General features: G+C 71.3%; 15 protein-coding genes. 6 read left to right on the top strand and 9 right to left on the bottom strand.

Annotated elements, in window-relative coordinates; translation table 11 throughout:
* The first annotated feature begins 183 nt into the window (after positions 1–183).
* The 4 genes from OG381_RS41715 to OG381_RS41730 are packed head-to-tail and all read left to right on the top strand — an operon-like array spanning position 184 to position 3,968.
* Entirely contained in the window at positions 184–1,251 is a 1,068-nt protein-coding gene (locus OG381_RS41715; protein WP_327721165.1) for a glucose-1-phosphate thymidylyltransferase, read from the top strand.
* Entirely contained in the window at positions 1,248–2,228 is a 981-nt protein-coding gene (gene rfbB / locus OG381_RS41720) for a dTDP-glucose 4,6-dehydratase (RefSeq protein WP_327721166.1), read from the top strand. Before OG381_RS41715 ends, rfbB begins: the two co-directional genes overlap by 4 nt.
* Positions 2,225–3,085 (top strand): dTDP-4-dehydrorhamnose reductase, encoded by an 861-nt coding sequence (rfbD, locus tag OG381_RS41725; RefSeq protein WP_327721167.1) that lies wholly within the window; start codon positions 2,225–2,227, stop codon positions 3,083–3,085. Before rfbB ends, rfbD begins: the two co-directional genes overlap by 4 nt.
* Positions 3,086–3,110: 25 nt before the next feature.
* The gene (locus OG381_RS41730) at positions 3,111–3,968 is read left to right on the top strand and encodes a class I SAM-dependent methyltransferase (protein ID WP_327721168.1); all 858 of its coding nucleotides are present in this window, start codon (positions 3,111–3,113) and stop codon (positions 3,966–3,968) included.
* A gap of 98 nt (positions 3,969–4,066) precedes the next feature.
* Here the strand turns inward: OG381_RS41730 and rfbC are convergent, their stop codons facing one another.
* Entirely contained in the window at positions 4,067–4,675 is a 609-nt protein-coding gene (gene rfbC / locus OG381_RS41735) for a dTDP-4-dehydrorhamnose 3,5-epimerase (RefSeq protein WP_327721169.1), read from the bottom strand.
* A gap of 4 nt (positions 4,676–4,679) precedes the next feature.
* Positions 4,680–6,632, bottom strand: coding sequence for a glycosyltransferase family 2 protein (locus OG381_RS41740; protein ID WP_327721170.1), 1,953 nt, complete (start codon positions 6,630–6,632; stop codon positions 4,680–4,682).
* Positions 6,633–6,791: 159 nt separating this feature from the next.
* On the opposite strand from OG381_RS41740, the gene OG381_RS41745 reads away from it, so the two are divergent.
* Both OG381_RS41745 and OG381_RS41750 read left to right on the top strand, forming a co-directional pair.
* Entirely contained in the window at positions 6,792–7,298 is a 507-nt protein-coding gene (locus OG381_RS41745) for a metallophosphoesterase family protein (protein WP_327721171.1), read from the top strand.
* 75 nt (positions 7,299–7,373) lie between these two features.
* On the top strand, positions 7,374–8,297 hold the full coding sequence (locus OG381_RS41750; RefSeq protein WP_327721172.1) for an aminoglycoside phosphotransferase family protein: 924 nt from the start codon (positions 7,374–7,376) through the stop codon (positions 8,295–8,297).
* On the opposite strand, the gene OG381_RS41755 is transcribed toward OG381_RS41750, so the two are convergent.
* From OG381_RS41755 to OG381_RS41785, 7 genes are read right to left on the bottom strand one after another with little or no spacing between them, the layout of a single operon-like run.
* A complete protein-coding gene (locus OG381_RS41755) occupies positions 8,294–8,878 on the bottom strand; it encodes an SRPBCC family protein (RefSeq protein WP_327721173.1) in 585 nt (194 codons plus the stop codon). The two genes, OG381_RS41750 and OG381_RS41755, sit on opposite strands and share 4 nt — an antisense overlap.
* 22 nt (positions 8,879–8,900) lie before the next feature.
* On the bottom strand, positions 8,901–9,998 hold the full coding sequence (locus tag OG381_RS41760; RefSeq protein WP_327721174.1) for an XdhC family protein: 1,098 nt from the start codon (positions 9,996–9,998) through the stop codon (positions 8,901–8,903).
* Entirely contained in the window at positions 9,991–11,145 is a 1,155-nt protein-coding gene (locus OG381_RS41765; protein ID WP_327722696.1) for a vWA domain-containing protein, read from the bottom strand. Before OG381_RS41765 ends, OG381_RS41760 begins: the two co-directional genes overlap by 8 nt.
* Positions 11,146–11,177: 32 nt before the next feature.
* A complete protein-coding gene (locus tag OG381_RS41770; RefSeq protein ID WP_327722697.1) occupies positions 11,178–12,068 on the bottom strand; it encodes an AAA family ATPase in 891 nt (296 codons plus the stop codon).
* 6 nt (positions 12,069–12,074) lie between these two features.
* Positions 12,075–12,929, bottom strand: coding sequence for an FAD binding domain-containing protein (locus OG381_RS41775; RefSeq protein WP_327721175.1), 855 nt, complete (start codon positions 12,927–12,929; stop codon positions 12,075–12,077).
* Positions 12,926–15,286, bottom strand: coding sequence for a xanthine dehydrogenase family protein molybdopterin-binding subunit (locus OG381_RS41780; protein WP_327721176.1), 2,361 nt, complete (start codon positions 15,284–15,286; stop codon positions 12,926–12,928). The genes OG381_RS41775 and OG381_RS41780 overlap by 4 nt, the downstream gene beginning before the upstream one ends.
* On the bottom strand, positions 15,283–15,753 hold the full coding sequence (locus OG381_RS41785; protein WP_046262629.1) for a (2Fe-2S)-binding protein: 471 nt from the start codon (positions 15,751–15,753) through the stop codon (positions 15,283–15,285). Before OG381_RS41785 ends, OG381_RS41780 begins: the two co-directional genes overlap by 4 nt.
* Positions 15,754–15,811 lie beyond the last annotated feature (58 nt).

Below are 15,811 nucleotides of genomic sequence, written 5' to 3' on the forward strand. Positions count from 1 at the left end.
GGACGGCCACATCGTCAGGGGTGAGGGCTGACGCCTGGGGCTGACCACTCGTACGAGTGCACCGGGAACTGATCGAACACATGGCGAGTTGATCGAATACACCCGTGTCACCACGGGCTTTCCGCACACGCAAGCCATAGGCGAACGGTCCGTTACCGGCGAACCAGACTAAGGTGAACCAATATGAAGGCTCTTGTCCTGTCTGGTGGCGCCGGTACGCGATTGCGGCCGATCACCCACACATCGGCCAAGCAACTCGTTCCCGTGGCCAACAAACCCGTCCTCTTCTACGGCCTGGAGTCGATCGCGGACGCCGGGATCACCGAAGTCGGGGTGATCGTCGGCGACACCGCCGAGGAGATCGAGGAAGCCGTCGGAGACGGCTCGAAGTTCGGCCTGGAGATCACCTACATCCCCCAGGACCGCCCGCTCGGGCTGGCCCACGCGGTGCTGATCGCACGGGACTTCCTCGGTGACGACGATTTCGTGATGTACCTCGGCGACAACTTCATCGTCGGCGGCATCTCCGAACTGGTCGACGAGTTCCGCGTCAACCGGCCCGCCGCCCAGATCCTCCTCACCCATGTGCCCGACCCGCGCTCCTTCGGCGTCGCCGAACTCGACTCCGCGGGTCAGGTGATCGGCCTGGAGGAGAAGCCCGAAAGCCCCAAGAGCGACCTCGCCCTGGTCGGCGTCTACCTCTTCACGCCCGCGATCCACGAGGCGGTCCGCGCCATCGAACCCTCCTGGCGCGGCGAGTTGGAGATCACCCACGCCATCCAGCACCTCATCGACCTCCACGCCGACGTCCACTCCACGGTCATCAAGGGCTACTGGAAGGACACCGGCAACGTCGTCGACATGCTGGAGGTGAACCGGACGGTCCTGGAGACCATCGAGCACCGCGTCGACGGCGAGGTCGACGAACGCTCCGAGCTCGTCGGCAGGGTGGTCGTCGAGGAGGGCGCGCGGGTCACCGGCTCCCGTGTCGTCGGACCCGTGATCATCGGCGCCGGGACGGTCGTCATCGACTCCTACGTGGGCCCCTTCACCTCGGTCTCCGAGAACTGCCGGATCCAGGACAGTGAGTTGGAGTTCTCGATCGTGTTGCGGGACTCCTCGATCCAGGGCGTCGGGCGTATAGAGTCCTCCCTCATCGGCCGTCATGTCGAGGTGACCCCGACGGTCGGTATGCCCACTGTCCACCGCCTCGTGCTCGGAGACCACAGCAAGGTGCAGATCCATTCATGAATCTCCTCGTCACCGGCGCCGCCGGCTTCATCGGCTCCCAGTACGTGCGCAGACTCCTCGCCTCGGAGACCCCCGACGCGCCGCGGATCACCGTGCTGGACAAGCTGACCTACGCGGGCACCCTGGACAACCTCGAACTCGACCATCCGCGGCTGGAGTTCGTCCAGGGCGACATCCGTGACGCCGAGCTGGTCGACAAGCTCATGGCCGACGCGGACCAGGTCGTGCACTTCGCGGCGGAGTCCCATGTGGACCGCTCGATCGCCGGGGCGACCGACTTCGTGATGACCAACGTGGTCGGCACCCAGACCCTGCTGGACGCGGCCCTGCGGCACGGCACCGGCCCGTTCGTGCACGTCTCCACCGACGAGGTCTACGGCTCCATCGAGCACGGCTCCTGGCCCGAGACCCACCCGCTGCAGCCCAACTCGCCGTACTCGGCCTCCAAGGCCTCCTCCGACCTGCTCGCCCTGGCCTACCACCGCACCCACGGCATGGACGTCCGGGTCACCCGCTGCTCCAACAACTACGGGCACCACCAGTTCCCCGAGAAGGTCATCCCGCTCTTCATCACCAACCTTCTCGACGGCCTGAAGGTCCCGCTCTACGGCGACGGCCGCAACGTCCGCGACTGGCTGCACGTCGACGACCACTGTCAGGGCGTCGACCTGGTGCGCACCGGGGGCCGGGCGGGCGAGGTCTACAACATCGGCGGCGGCACCGAACTCAGCAACAAGGAACTGACCGGACTGCTCCTCGAAGCGAGCGGCGCCGACTGGGACATGGTCGAGTACGTCGAGGACCGCAAGGGCCACGACCTGCGTTACTCCGTCGACTGGACGAAGATCCACACCGAGCTCGGCTACCAGCCGCGCCACGACTTCGCCACCGGCCTCGCCGAGACCGTCGCCTGGTACCGGGAGAACCGTTCCTGGTGGGAGCCGCTGAAGCGGCGCGTCGCCCAGGAGCACGTATGAAGTGGCTGGTCACCGGGGCCGGCGGAATGCTCGGCCAGGACACGGTCGCCGAACTGACGCGCCGCGGCGAGCAGGTGACGGCCCTGGACCACGCCGGGCTCGACATCACCGACCCCGACGCCGTCGACGCCGTCCTCGCCGGGCAGCGCCCCGACCTCGTGGTCAACTGCGCCGCCTACACCGCCGTCGACGACGCCGAGACCGACGAGAAGCAGGCGCTGCTGATCAACGGCGACGGGCCGCGGAACCTCGCCCGCGCCTGCGCCGCCCGGGGAGCGCGCCTGGTCCACGTCTCCACCGACTACGTCTTCGCCGGCGACGCCCGCAGCGCCCCGTACCCCGAGGACCACCCGACCGCTCCGCGCACCGCCTACGGCCGCACCAAACTGGCCGGGGAACAGGCCGTGCTGGAGGAGCTTCCCGAGTCCGGCGCCGTGCTGCGCACCGCCTGGCTCTACGGCGCCCACGGCCGCAACTTCGTCAGCACCATGATCGCGCTGGAGGCCTCCCGCGACACCGTCGACGTCGTCGACGACCAGCGCGGGCAGCCCACGTGGAGCGCGGACGTGGCGACCCGCATCGCCGACCTCGGCCCCCGCATCGGCCAGGGCGCGAGCGGTGTCTTCCACGCCACCAGCTCCGGCGAGACCACCTGGTACGGACTGGCCCAAGAGGTGTTCCGGCACCTCGGTGCCGACCCCGGCCGGGTGCGGCCGGTGGGCAGTGCCGCCTACCCGAGGCCCGCACCCCGCCCCGCGTACAGCGCGCTGGGTCATGCGCGCTGGGAGCAGGTCGGCCTCACCCCCATCCGAGACTGGCGGGAGGCGCTGGCAGCGGCCTTTCCGTCCCTGGCGTGACCATCACAGAGGGAGATTCCGGAGCATGTCGATCAAGTCGGCCGTGAAGAAGGCCGTCAAACCCGTCGTCGGTGAGCGTGGCTGGGAGACGCTGCGCAAGGTCAAGCAGCGGACGGTCGGCCCCCAGCCGAAGCCCAAGCCGAAGGCCCTCACGGGTGTCGCCGCGATCTCCGACGACCTGTGCAAGCTGGCCGCGCACTACAAGACCGACAAGTGGGGCGCCCACAAGTACGCGAAGCACTACCAGCGCTACCTCCAGCACCTGAAGAACAAGGAGTTCAACCTCCTGGAGATCGGCATCGGCGGCTACGCCCGGGCCGGTCAGGGCGGTGCGTCGCTGCGGATGTGGAAGGCCTTCTTCCCCAACGCGCAGATCCACGGCGTGGACATCCAGGACAAGTCGTTCGTCGACGAGGACCGGATCACGACCTACATCGGCGACCAGTCCGACCCCGACTCGCTGCTGTCCATCGCCGGGAAGATCGGCAAGCTCGACGTCATCATCGATGACGGCAGCCACCGCAGCCCGCATGTCATCACCACGTTCAAGACCCTGTTCCCGCTGCTCGCCGAGGGCGGCATCTACGTGGTCGAGGACACCCAGAGCTCCTACTGGCCCGAGTGGATGGGCAGCGAGGACCTCGACTCCCCGGACACCAGCATGGGCCTGCTCAAGCGGCTGACGGACGGGCTGAACTACGAGGAGTTCGTGGACGAGGACTACAAGCCCACCTACACCGACCGCAACATCGTGGGCGTGCACTTCTTCCACAACCTCGTGATCATCGAGAAGGGCGTGAACGCGGAGGGCAGCAACAAGCGCCAGGCCCTCAAGGCCCGCTACGGCACCCCCGCCGCTCCCAAGGCGACGAAGACGTCGTAGGACGCGGGGCCGTGCCCCTTGCGTGACAGCAGTGGACCCCGTCCTTCGGATCGAAGGACGGGGTCCACTGCTGTCACGCCTCGGCGAAGCGCCGTCAGTCAGTCGCCGGGCCGCCCGGCGCGCAGCCGCTCGTAGTAGGCGGAGCACTCCTCGTACGACGGAAGCAGTCCGGACCGCTCCGCCTCGGCCAGCGACGGCGCCTGGTCGTCCTTGTCCGACAGCACCGGCGTGATCCCCTCGGGCCAGGCGATGGCCAGCTGCGGATCCAGCGGGTGCACCCCGTGCTCACGCCCCGGCGCATATCCCGTCGAGCACAGGTACACCACGGTGGCGTCGTCGGTCAGTGCCATGAACGCGTGCCCGAGCCCCTCCGCGAGGAACACGGCGTGCCGCGTGTCGTCGTCGAGCCGCACCGCCTCCCAGCTGCCGAAGGCGGGCGAGCCGACGCGGATGTCCACCACCACGTCCAGGACGGCGCCGCGTACGCAGGTGACGTACTTGGCCTGACCGGGCGGCACGTCCGCGAAGTGAACTCCGCGCAGCACACCCCGCTTGGAGACCGAGCAGTTCGCCTGCGCCAGCGACAGGTCGTACCCGGTGGCCTCGCGGAACTCCTCGCCGCGGTACCACTCGTGGAAACTGCCCCGCTCGTCCGGGAAGACCTTGGGCTCCAGTACCCAGGCGCCCTCTATGCCCAGCGGTCGCACGCCGCTACCTCCTGCCGTTCTTGATCCGGGATGTCGCACCGCGCAGCACCCTGCCGAGCTTGCGGCGGACCCGGCGGGCCAGCCGCTCCAGGCCACCGGGGTTGGGCGCGCGCACCGCGCGGACCGTCTCGCCGGTGACGCGCAGGGCGAACGGCAGGACGAGGAAACGCGGTTCGGCCGCCTCCGGGACGGGACTCAGCGCGACCCGCCAGGTGGAGGCCCTGAGTTCGGCGAGGGGCAGCTCGGCCTCCAGCACCGATCCCGAACCGTCCGCGGCGGGGGAGAGGGTGCCGGGCACGTCCACGATGCTCCCGGAGCCGAGCCGCAGCACGACCTTGCGCTCACCGGACACGTGCAGCGGCAGCGGTACCTGGATGTGGTCGTCGGAAACGGTGACGGTTCCGGGCGTGGCCTGGTCCAGGCCGAGCCGTTCGGGCGCGCGGTCCACGGCGAGGGCGAGGTTGCCGTGCGGGTTGGTCCAGTACGGCAGGACCGTGCGGCCGCCCGCGAGGGCCGCCTGCGGTGCGGGCCGGTCGTGCGCCGGGGCGGGGCCCAGCCGGCACTCCTTGGTCCAGCCGCCGAGGCGGACGCGGACGAAGGCGTCCCACAGGCCGCCGGCCGGGGGCGCGCCGCCCGCCGCGGTGGCCGGGTCGACCGTGGCCGTCACCCTCAGCACCAGCCGCACCTGGTCGCCGTCGCCTTCCGGCACCGTCTCCCGGGTGACCTGCACCGACTGGAAGTGCTGCGCGGCGCTGGCGCGCTCGCGCAGCAGCAGGTCGCCGCTCGCCGTGCCGAAACGCGCGACGGAGTCGGCGGACACCCACGCGATGGCCTCGGTGGCGTCCAGCGGCGGACCGCCCGTGGCGGGGACGCCCTGGGCGGGGAAGAGCATCGGCTCGCCGCCCGAGGTGAACTCGGTGCGCAGGGCGACCCGCAGCGTGCCGTCCTGCCACTCGACGCCCTCCGGGACGGCCCGCAGGGCGATGCCGGCCTCCCACTCGGCGAAGGCGACGACATCGGCGTAGCGGTCCGCGGCGATCAGTTCGGCCACGACCCGCTGGGTCGGCGGGAGCCCCGCCGCGACGCCGGGACCGAAGCGCTCGGTGACCGTGGCGTGGATCTCCGTGAACAGAGCGCGGCGGTAGTCCTCGGGCACCGCCAGCAGGCGCTTGCCGCGCATCCGCTCGACCATCTCGTTGCGCAGCCAGCGGCGGAAGAGACGGTCCCGCAGGTCTCCCGGCTTGGTGTACGTCTCGACGACGTCGAGGGCCTCGCGCAGGTTCTTGAAGTACCCCGCCGGTTCGAACTGCTGGAAACCGGCGTTGGAGGCGTCGTCGCGGCGCACGTGGTAGTAGCACACGTAGTCACTGAGCACGGAGACGTTGTCAGCGCGCAGATACGCCTCGGCGATGAACACGTGGTCCTCGAGGCGCCGCCGGCCCTCGGGGAAGCGCAGTCCGATGTCGTCGAGGAAGGCCCGGCGGAACATCTTGTGCGGGGTGAGGCTGTCGATGAGCGGAGCGTTCTCGACGGACGCGCGCGGGTGGTTGCGGCGGAACAGCTCGACGGGGACGGGACGTCCCTTGCCGGCCATCTTCCCCACGATCACATCGGCGCCGTTGGCCACGCCGTAGTCGTACATCCGCTCGAGGGCCTCGTCGCCGAGGTAGTCGTCGTTGTCGACGAACATGACGTACTCGCCCCGGGACGCCTCGATCCCCACATTGCGTGGCTTGCCCGACCACCCGGAGTTCTCCTGGTGGATGACATGTACGCGGGCATCCTCGGCAGCGAGCTCATCGAGCCGGGCTGGTGTTCCGTCGGTGGAACCGTCGTCGACGAAGACCACTTCGAACTCGTCGGGAGGCAGCGACTGCCTCTTCAGAGATGCGATGCAGTCCTCGATGTACACCCCGGGGTTGTACACGGGGACGACGACGCTGACCTTGACCGGCATGAGGCTCGGTCCCCCTTGGGTCGCTTGTCGTTTCTGTCATGGTGCGGTGCTTGTGGCCAGATGCTAACCCGACGACACCACGGTTCTCGCTTCGGCCACCGCCCAGATCGCATACCGATCAGGTGAACGTTGACGATCTCCCACCGATAGTCTGACCGCGTGCGTCTGCTCCTCATGTCCGACACGCATCTCCCGAAGCGGGCGAAGGTGCTGCCGGCCCCCCTGCTGGCCGAACTCCCGCGCGCCGACGTCGTGTTGCACGCCGGCGACTGGGTCGACACCGCGACCCTCGATCTGCTGGAGCGCCTCAGCGGGCGCCTGGTCGGGGTGTACGGCAACAACGACGGACCGCAGTTGCGCGCCCGGCTGCCGGAGGTCGCGTACGCCGAACTCGGCGGTCTGCGCTGGGGGGTGGTCCACGAGACCGGTCCCGCCCAGGGCCGCGAGGCACGCTGTGCCGCGCGCTTCCCCGACCTCGACGTGCTCGTCTTCGGGCACAGCCACATCCCCTGGGACACCACCGCTCCCACCGGCCTGCGCCTGCTCAACCCGGGCTCCCCGACGGACCGCCGCCGTCAGCCGCACTGCACGTACATGACGGCGACCGTCGACGACGGCCGGCTCATGGACGTACGACTGCACGAACTGCCGCCGCGGACGGCCTGAGAAGGCAGCGGCCACCCGCCGGCGCCGGTCCCGACTCCCTAATTCGTTGGACGCCGGAGGCGCCGCCCGGCTGAGATGGACGGCGTGCCGATCGACACCACGCTCGTACGCCGTCTGCTCACCACCCAGTTCCCGCAATGGGCCGACCTCCCCCTCGCCCCGGTTCAGCAGTCCGGCATGGACAACGCGACCTTCCGGCTCGGCGACGACCTGTCGGTACGGCTGCCCCGATACGCACACTGGGCGGGCCAGGTGCACCGCGAGCACCGCTGGCTGCCGCGGCTGGCCCCGCGGCTGCCGCTGGCCGTGTCCCAACCGCTCGCGATGGGCGCGCCCGGTGAGGACTACCCGTACCCGTGGTCGGTGTACCGCTGGCTGGACGGCGAGACCGTGACCACCGAGGGACTGACCGACCCGGTCCGGGCCGCCCTCGACCTCGCCGGGTTCATCAACGCTCTCCAGGACATCGACCCGACGGGCGGACCCGGCCCCGAGCGGAGCAACGCCTTCCGCGGAGTGCCCCTGGGCGATCCGCGTGACTCGATCGCCGCCGAGGCACGGGTGCGGCCCAAGCTCGAGGCCCTGCGCGGCACGGGGCTCGTCGACGTGGACGCGGTGACGCGGGTGTGGGAGGCGGCTCTCGCGGCGCCTACCTGGGAGAAGGAGCCGGTGTGGATCCACGGCGACCTCGCGACCGGCAATCTGCTGAGCCGGGGCGGCAGGCTCAGTGCGGTGATCGACTTCGGGACACTGGCCGTCGCCGACCCGGCGGTCGACCTGCTGCCCGCCTACAACTTCCTGCCCCCGCGGGCCCGGGACGCCTTCCGTGAGGCGGTCGGCGCCGATGACGCCACGTGGGCCCGCGCGCGCGGCTGGGCCGTCGCGGGCTCGCTCCCGGTGCCCGACGACCCGTACTTCCAGCAGGACCCGGCCCGCGTCACCAGGGCCCTCGGCCACCTGGAGCAGGTGATCGCGGACCACCGCCGGGACCGGGCCTAGCGGCGCCGCCACCGCCGTAGCACCACCACCAGCGCGACCACCACGGCGGCGGCGGCCGCCGCGCGCTTGGCGACCGGCACCCCGGCCGTGCGGAACAGGTCCAGTGGCTCGTCCACCACCGGCGGTGTCTCCTGCGGCTCGTCGCCCAGTCGCTCGGCCAGGTTCTGTGCGAACCGGCCGATGATCCGGTCGCCCACCTCCGCCATCACCCCGCGTCCGAACTGCGCCGGACGCCCGGTGACCGTCAGATCGGTGCGCACCGACACGGCCGTACCGCCGTCCTGTTCCGTGAGCGTGCCGGTGACGGTCGCGCGGGCGGTGCCCTGGCCGCGGGTCTCGCGGCCGCTCGCGACGAGGACGATGCGACGGGCGTCCTCGTCCTGTTCCTCGAAGACGGCGGTCCCCTGGTACGTCACCGTGATCGGGCCGACCTTGACCTTCACCGAGCCGTTCACCGTCTTGCCGTCGTAGTCCTGCACGGTCGCCCCCGGCATGCACGGCGCGACGCGCTCGATGTCCAGGAGCGCCCGCCAGGCCTCCTCGACCGGGACGGGCACGGTGAATTCGTGGTGCAGTTCCATGACTTCCTCCGTCAATGGGGCGTCAATGGGGATGGATGGCTCCCGCGGTCGCGGTCAGCGGGGCTCCCGTGCCGCCCCACCTCAGTGCGACGATCTCGGCGGCGACGGACACGGCCACCTCCTCCGGTGTGCGGGCGCCGAGGTCGAGCCCGACCGGGGAGCGGAGGCGGGCCAGTTCACGGTCCGTGAGCCCGGCCTCGACCAGCCGCTTCATCCGGTCGTCGTGCGTACGGCGGCTGCCCATCGCCCCGATGTAGGCGGCGGGCCGGCGCAGCGCCTCCTCCAGGAGCGGGACGTCGAACTTGGGGTCGTGGGTGAGGACGCAGATCACCGTGCGCGCGTCGGTGTCCGTGTCCCGGAGATAGCGGTGCGGCCAGTCCACGACCACTTCCACGCCCTGCGGGAAGCGTTTGGGGGTGGCGAAGACCGGGCGGGCGTCGCACACGGTGACCCGGTAGCCGAGGAAGTCACCGATACGGGCGACCGAGGCGGCGTAGTCGATCGCGCCGAAGACCAGCATGCGCGGGGGCGGCGCGAAGGAGTGCAGGAAGACGGTGACCGCGTCCTCGCGGCGCTCGCCGCGCGGGCCGTAATGACGCAACCCCGTTGCTCCCAGGGCGAGTTCGCCGCGCGCGTCGGCGGTGACCGCCACGTCCAGACCGTCGGTGCCGAGGCTCCCCGCGACCCGGTCCGGCCACACCGCGAGGCTCGCCCCGCGCGGCGCCGGTCCGTCGGTCACCGTCGCCACGGTCACCGGGCGGCCCGCCGCCACCGACTCGGCGACCTCGCCGAAGACCGGGTCGGTGGCCGGGGAGACGGGACGCACCAGCAGGGTGATCTCCCCGCCGCAGGTCAGCCCCACCGCGAACGCGTCCTCGTCGCTGTACCCGAAGGTCTGCAACCGCGCCTCGCCGCTCTCCACCACCTCCTGCGCGAGCTCGAACACCGCTCCTTCCACACAGCCGCCGGACACACTGCCGACGACCTCGTCCCCGGGCCCCACGGCCATCGCCGCACCGGGGTCGCGCGGCGCGCTGCGGCTCACGGCGACCACGGTCGCCAGGCCGAACGGCACTCCCGCCGCGTACCAGGCGCTCAGCGCCGGGAGAATCTCACGCACGATCCGCTCCTCTCACCACCGCCGCCAGGCTCTCCAGCGCGGCCAGGCTGTGCCCGTCGACGAACGCGTCCACGCTCGGCAGCGCCGCCGCCATACCGGCCGCCAGGGGCGCGTACCCGGGGCGTGCCCTGCGCGGATTGGCCCAGATCACCCGGTGGGCCAGCCGCCGCAAGCGTCGCATCTGTGCCGCCAGCACCTCCGGATCGCCACGCTCCCAGCCGTCCGACAGCACCACCACGACCGCCCCGCGTGCCATCCCGCGCTGCCCCCAGCGGTTCAGGAACTCGCGCAGCAGCACCCCCAGCCGGGTACCCCCGCGCCAGTCGCGCACAGCCGCCGCGACCGCCCTCATCGCTAGGTCTGGGTCGCGGTGGGAGAGTTCGCGGGTCACCCGGGTCAGCCGGGTGCCGATCGTGAACACCTCGGTGCGCGGACCCCGGACGGCCGCGTGCGCGAACCGCAGCAGCGCGTCGGCGTACGGCGCCATGGAGCCGCTGACGTCCACCAGCAGCACGACCCGCCGCGGCCGCTCGGTCCGCGCGTGCCGCCGCAGCCGCCCGGGCTCTCCGCCGCGGCGCAGCAGCTCCCGCACCGTCCGGTGCGGATCGACCTCCCCGCGCCTCGCGGGCCGCCGCCGCGCACTGCGCCGGGACGCGCCGTGCAGGGTGAACGCGGCCAGCAGGCGGCGCAGTTGCGCGCGATCGGCGGCGGCCAGCTCGGCGATGTCGCGGTGGCGCAGGACCTCGGTGGGGCTGGCGAGGGAGGCGGTGGGCGGTCCTTCGTCGTCGCCGGCCGATGTCGTACGGCGCTCGGCGGCGTCCCGTACGACCAGCCGCAGCCGGGACGGTGGAGGTACGGGCGTCGCACGTCCCGTCCGTGCCCCGGTACCGAAGTACGCGGCGAACGCGCGCTCGTAGCGCTCCAGGTCGTCCCGGTCCCCGCACAGCGTCAGCCGTCCCGCCCAGTACACGTCGGCCCGCGGCGCGGGACCCAACTCGTCAACGGCCCGCAGAAAGGCGTGCAGCCGGTCGGCGCCGGCGTCGACGCCTGCCGAACGCAGGGCCCGTGCGAAACCGACCAGTACGGCGTCGCCCCCAAGGGGCGCGGGGCTGTGTCCATGTGCGGCTTCGCCGCGGGGCGCGACCAGCCACGACGATGCCGCAGACGACCGACGACCCCTCACTGCTCTTCCACCGAAGCACCGAGTACCGCCGCGAAATCCAACCCCCGCGCCCGCTCCACGTCCTCCCGGTATTTCAGCACCGACCCCAGCGTTGTCACCGCCAGCTCCGCGTCCACCTCGCTCGCGCCCAGGGCGTCCAGGGCCTCGGCCCAGTCGATGGTCTCGGCCACGCCGGGCGGCTTGAGCAGGTCCTGCGCGCGCAGGACCTGCGCCAGCGCGGTCACCTGCTCCGCCAGCCGCGCCGACACCCCGGGCAACCGCCTCCGCACGATGGCGAGTTCGCGGGCGAACCCGGGATGGTCGAACCAGTGGTAGAGGCAGCGCCGCTTCAGGGCGTCGTGCACCTCACGGGTGCGGTTGGAGGTCAGCACGACCACGGGCGGCGACTGGGCCCGCAGGGTGCCCAGCTCCGGAACGGTCACCGAGTACTCCGAGAGCAGCTCCAGCAGAAACGCCTCGAACTCGTCGTCGGCACGGTCGATCTCGTCGACCAGCAGGACCGACGGCTGTGTCTCCAGGGCGCGCAGCAGCGGCCGGGCGATCAGGAAGCGCCGGTCGTACAGCTCGCTCTCCAGCCGGCCGGCGTCACTGACCCCGGCGGCCTCGGCGGCGCGCAGGTGCAGCAGCTGGCGTGGGAAGTCCCAGTCGTACAGGGCCTGCGAGGCCTCGATGCCCTCGTGGCACTGGAGCCGGATCAGCGGGGCGTCGAGCGCCTCGGCGAGGGCGGAGGCGAGCGCGGTCTTGCCGACGCCCGCGTCGCCCTCGCAGAAGATCGGCCGGGCCAGCCGGAGGGCCAGGAAGCAGGCGACGGCCAGCCCGTGGTCGACGAGGTATCCCGTCTCCTCCAGGCGGGCCCGCACCTGTTCCGGGCCGTCGAACCCGGTGATCGCCCCTCACCCCATTCCGGCGGCGGTGAGCACCGCCCGCTTGGTGAGGACCCGCGCCAGATGCGCCCGGTACTCGGGCGAGGCCGAGATGTCCTGCGACGGCTGGGTCCCGATCGCCGCCGACTCCGCGGCCCGTGCCACCGCCTGTGGGTCCCCGGCGCCGCTCAGGGCCTCCTCGGTCGCCGTGGCGCGCAGCGGGGTCGTGCCCATGTTGGTCAGTCCGACCCGGGCCTCGGCGATGTGCCCGTCGTCGCGCCGCACCAGGGCGGCCACGCCGACCATCGCCCAGGACTGGGCGACCCGATGGAACTTCTCGTAGTGGAAGCCCCAGCCGTCGGACTTCGGTATCCGCACCTCCACGAGCAACTCGTCGGGTTCCAGGGTGGATTGGAGGTAGTCGACGAAGAACTGCCGGGCGGGGACGGTCCGTCGTCCGCGCGGGCCCTGCGCCACCAGCTCGGCGTCGAGCGTCAGGACCACCGCGGGCAGGTCACCGGCCGGGTCGGCGTGTGCCAGGGAGCCGCCGAGAGTGCCCCGGTGGCGTACGGCGGGATCCGCGACGGTCGCCGTGGCGGCGGCGAGCAGGCCCGCGTGACGGCGTACCAGCGGGTCGCGGATCACGTCGTGGTGGGTGGTCATGGCGCCGATCACGAGGGTGTCGCCGTCCTCGCGGACCCCGCGCAGTGCGGGGATGCGGCCGACGTCCACGACCAGTTCGGGGAAGGCGAGGCGGAGCCTGAGCAGCGGCAGCAGGCTCTGGCCGCCGGCCAGTACCTTTGCGTCCTCGCCGCCCCCGGCGAGTGTGCGGACCGCCTCGTCGATGTCGGCGGGACGGGCGTAGTCGAATGCCGGGGGGATCATGCCGAGGCCTCCTCGATGGCGCGCCACACCCGTTCGGGGGTGCAGGGCATCCGTACCTCCGTCACGCCCAGCGGGCGCAGCGCGTCCACGACGGCGTTGACGACGGCGGGCGTGGACGCGATCGTCCCCGCCTCGCCGACTCCCTTGACGCCCAGGGGGTTGGTGGTCGACGGCGTCTCGGTGCGGTCCGTCACGAACTCGGGCAGGTCCGGCGCGGACGGGACGAGGTAGTCGGCCATCGTGCCGGAGACGAGGTTGCCCTGGTCGTCGTAGACCGCCTCCTCGTACAGCGCCTGCGCGATGCCCTGGGCGAGGCCGCCGTGCACCTGGCCCTCGACGATCATCGGGTTGACGACCTTGCCGACGTCGTCGACGCAGACGTAGGACCGGATGTGGGTCCGTCCCGTCTCGGTGTCGACCTCGACCGCGCACAGGTGGGTGCCGTGCGGGTAGGAGAAGTCGTCCGGGTCGGTGACGTGTCCGGCGTTGATGGTGGGTTCCATGCCGTCGGGCAGGTTGTGCGAGGAGAACGTCTCGAAGGCGAGTTCCTGGAGGGTCTTGCGGGCGTCGGGTGAGCCCTTGACCGAGAAGACGCCGCCGGTGAACTCCAGGTCCTGCTCGCTCGCTTCGAGCAGATGGGCGGCCACTTTGCGGGCCTTGTCCACCACCTTCCGCGCCGCCTGGTGGACGGCCGTGCCGCCCACCACGAGGGAGCGTGAGCCGTAGGTGTCCATGCCCTGCGGGGCCGCCCTGGTGTCGCCGTGCACGACCTGGACGTCCTCGAACGGCACGCCCAGGACGTCGGCGGCGATCTGACTCCAGCACGTCACATGGCCCTGGCCGTGCGGACTGGTCCCGGTGACCACCTCGACCTTGCCGGTGGGCAGCACCCTGATGCTCGCCGCCTCCCAGCCGCCGGCCGCGTACCGCAGGTCCCGCAGCACCCGGCTCGGCGCGAGCCCGCACATCTCGGTGTAGGTCGACACCCCGATGCCGAGGCGTACGGAGTCTCCCCGGCGGTTGCGGTCCGCCTGTTCGGCGCGCAGCTTGTCGTAGTCGAACAGGGCGAGCGCCTTCTCGGTCGCGGCCTCGTAGTTGCCGCTGTCGTAGGTCAGACCCGCGATCGTCGTGTACGGGAACTCCTCGTGCCCGATCCAGTTCCGGCGCCGCAACTCCACCGGATCCAGGTCGAGTTCGACCGCCAGCTCGTCCATGACGCGTTCGATGGCGTACGTCGCCTCCGGGCGCCCGGCGCCACGGTAGGCATCGGTCGGGGTCTTGGTGGTGAAGACGCCGGTGACGTTGAGCTCGTAGGAGCCCATCTTGTAGATCCCCGGGTACATGAACGCGCCCAGGATCGGGATGCCCGGCGTGACCAGCATCAGGTAGGCGCCCATGTCGACCAGCAGGTCGGCCTTGAGGCCCAGCAGTTCGCCGTCGCGGTTCGCGGCGATCTCGACGTCCTGGATCATGCCGCGGCCGTGGTGGGTCGCGAGGTAGCCCTCGGAGCGGGACTCGGTCCACTTGACCGGGCGTCCGAGGCGGCGGGCGACGGTGAGGGCGATGGCCTCCTCGCCGTACACCTGGAGCTTGGAGCCGAAGCCGCCGCCCACGTCGGGGGCGATCACCCGCAGCTTGTGCTCGGGGACCCCGGTGACCACGGCGAGCATGATCCGCAGGATGTGCGGGATCTGGGTGGAGGAGTAGAGGGTGTACTCGCCGGAGGCGGAAAGCGGGGTGACGACGACCCCGCGCGGTTCCATGGCGTTGGCGATGAGCCGCTGGTGGACGTAGCGGCGCTTGAGGGTGACCTCGGCGCGCCGGCGCACCGCGTCGAAGTCCTCGCCGGTCCTCAGCGGCCACAGGTAGCTGCGGTTGGTGCCCTTGTCGGAGTGGACCAGGGGAGAGTTCTCGGCGAGCGCGGCCTCCAGGTCCAGAACGGGAGGCAGGGGCGTGTAGTCGACCTCGATCGCTTCGAGGGCGTCGGCGGCCGCGTACCGGTCGCGGGCCACGACGACCGCCACCGGGTCACCGGCGTACCGCACCTCGTCGACGGCGATCGGCGGGTGGTCGGGCAGCACGATGTCCTCGGTCACCGGCCACGCGCAGGGCAGCGATCCCATCCCCTCCGCGAGGTCGCTGCCGCTGAACGCCGCGACGACGCCCGGGCGTTCGAGCGCTGGCGTCACGTCGACACGGTCGATGTGCGCGTGGGCCATGGGGCTGCGCAGGATCGCCAGATGGAGCAGTCCGCCCACGCTGATGTTGTCGGTCCAGTTGGTCTGCCCGGTGAGCAGGCGCGCGTCCTCCTTGCGGGGGCGCGAGCGGCCGACCTCGCGCTCCGCGGTCCCGCTCATGTCCGCACCTCCTGTTCGGAGGCGTCGAGCACCGCGCGCACGATGTTCTGGTAGCCGGTGCAGCGGCAGAGATTGCCCTCCAGGGCGTGGCGCACCTCGTCGGAGGTGGGGTGGGGGTTGTCCCGCAGCAGGTCCCGCGCCGCCATGAGCATGCCCGGAGTGCAGTAGCCGCACTGGAGTGCGTGCCGCTCGTGGAAGGCCCGCTGGAGGCCGGTCCACTCCCCGTTCGACGTCAGGCCCTGGACGGTGGTCACTTCGCTCCCGTCCGCCTGGACGGCGAGGACCGAGCAGCTCTTGACGCTCGCACCGTCCAGGTCGACCGTGCAGGCCCCGCAGTTGGAGGTGTCGCAGCCCACGGGGGTGCCGGTCAGGCCCAGCCGGTCACGCAGGTAGTGGATCAGCAGAAGACGGGGTTCGACCTCGTCCTGGTAGTTCGTGCCGTCCACCTTCACCGAGATACGGGTCATGTGCCCTCCCAGGGAACCGTGCGAGGGATAGCAGGGGGCTGGCGGGGAAAATCGGCCA

Origin of the sequence: Streptomyces sp. NBC_00490, assembly GCF_036013645.1 — a bacterium.
In the GTDB taxonomy this organism is placed as follows: Bacteria; Actinomycetota; Actinomycetes; order Streptomycetales; family Streptomycetaceae; genus Streptomyces; species Streptomyces canus_F.

Bases quoted from the DNA above. Each gene is read 5' to 3' on its own strand.
- OG381_RS41755 (WP_327721173.1), bottom strand. From the start codon at position 8,878: ATGGAACTGCACCACGAATTCACCGTGCCCGTCCCGGTCGAGGAGGCC.
- OG381_RS41715 (WP_327721165.1), top strand. From the start codon at position 184: ATGAAGGCTCTTGTCCTGTCTGGTGGCGCCGGTACGCGATTGCGGCCG.
- OG381_RS41785 (WP_046262629.1), bottom strand. From the start codon at position 15,753: ATGACCCGTATCTCGGTGAAGGTGGACGGCACGAACTACCAGGACGAG.
- rfbD (WP_327721167.1), top strand. From the start codon at position 2,225: ATGAAGTGGCTGGTCACCGGGGCCGGCGGAATGCTCGGCCAGGACACG.
- OG381_RS41750 (WP_327721172.1), top strand. From the start codon at position 7,374: ATGGACGGCGTGCCGATCGACACCACGCTCGTACGCCGTCTGCTCACC.
- OG381_RS41740 (WP_327721170.1), bottom strand. From the start codon at position 6,632: ATGCCGGTCAAGGTCAGCGTCGTCGTCCCCGTGTACAACCCCGGGGTG.
- OG381_RS41775 (WP_327721175.1), bottom strand. From the start codon at position 12,929: ATGATCCCCCCGGCATTCGACTACGCCCGTCCCGCCGACATCGACGAG.
- rfbB (WP_327721166.1), top strand. From the start codon at position 1,248: ATGAATCTCCTCGTCACCGGCGCCGCCGGCTTCATCGGCTCCCAGTAC.
- OG381_RS41730 (WP_327721168.1), top strand. From the start codon at position 3,111: ATGTCGATCAAGTCGGCCGTGAAGAAGGCCGTCAAACCCGTCGTCGGT.
- OG381_RS41780 (WP_327721176.1), bottom strand. From the start codon at position 15,286: ATGAGCGGGACCGCGGAGCGCGAGGTCGGCCGCTCGCGCCCCCGCAAG.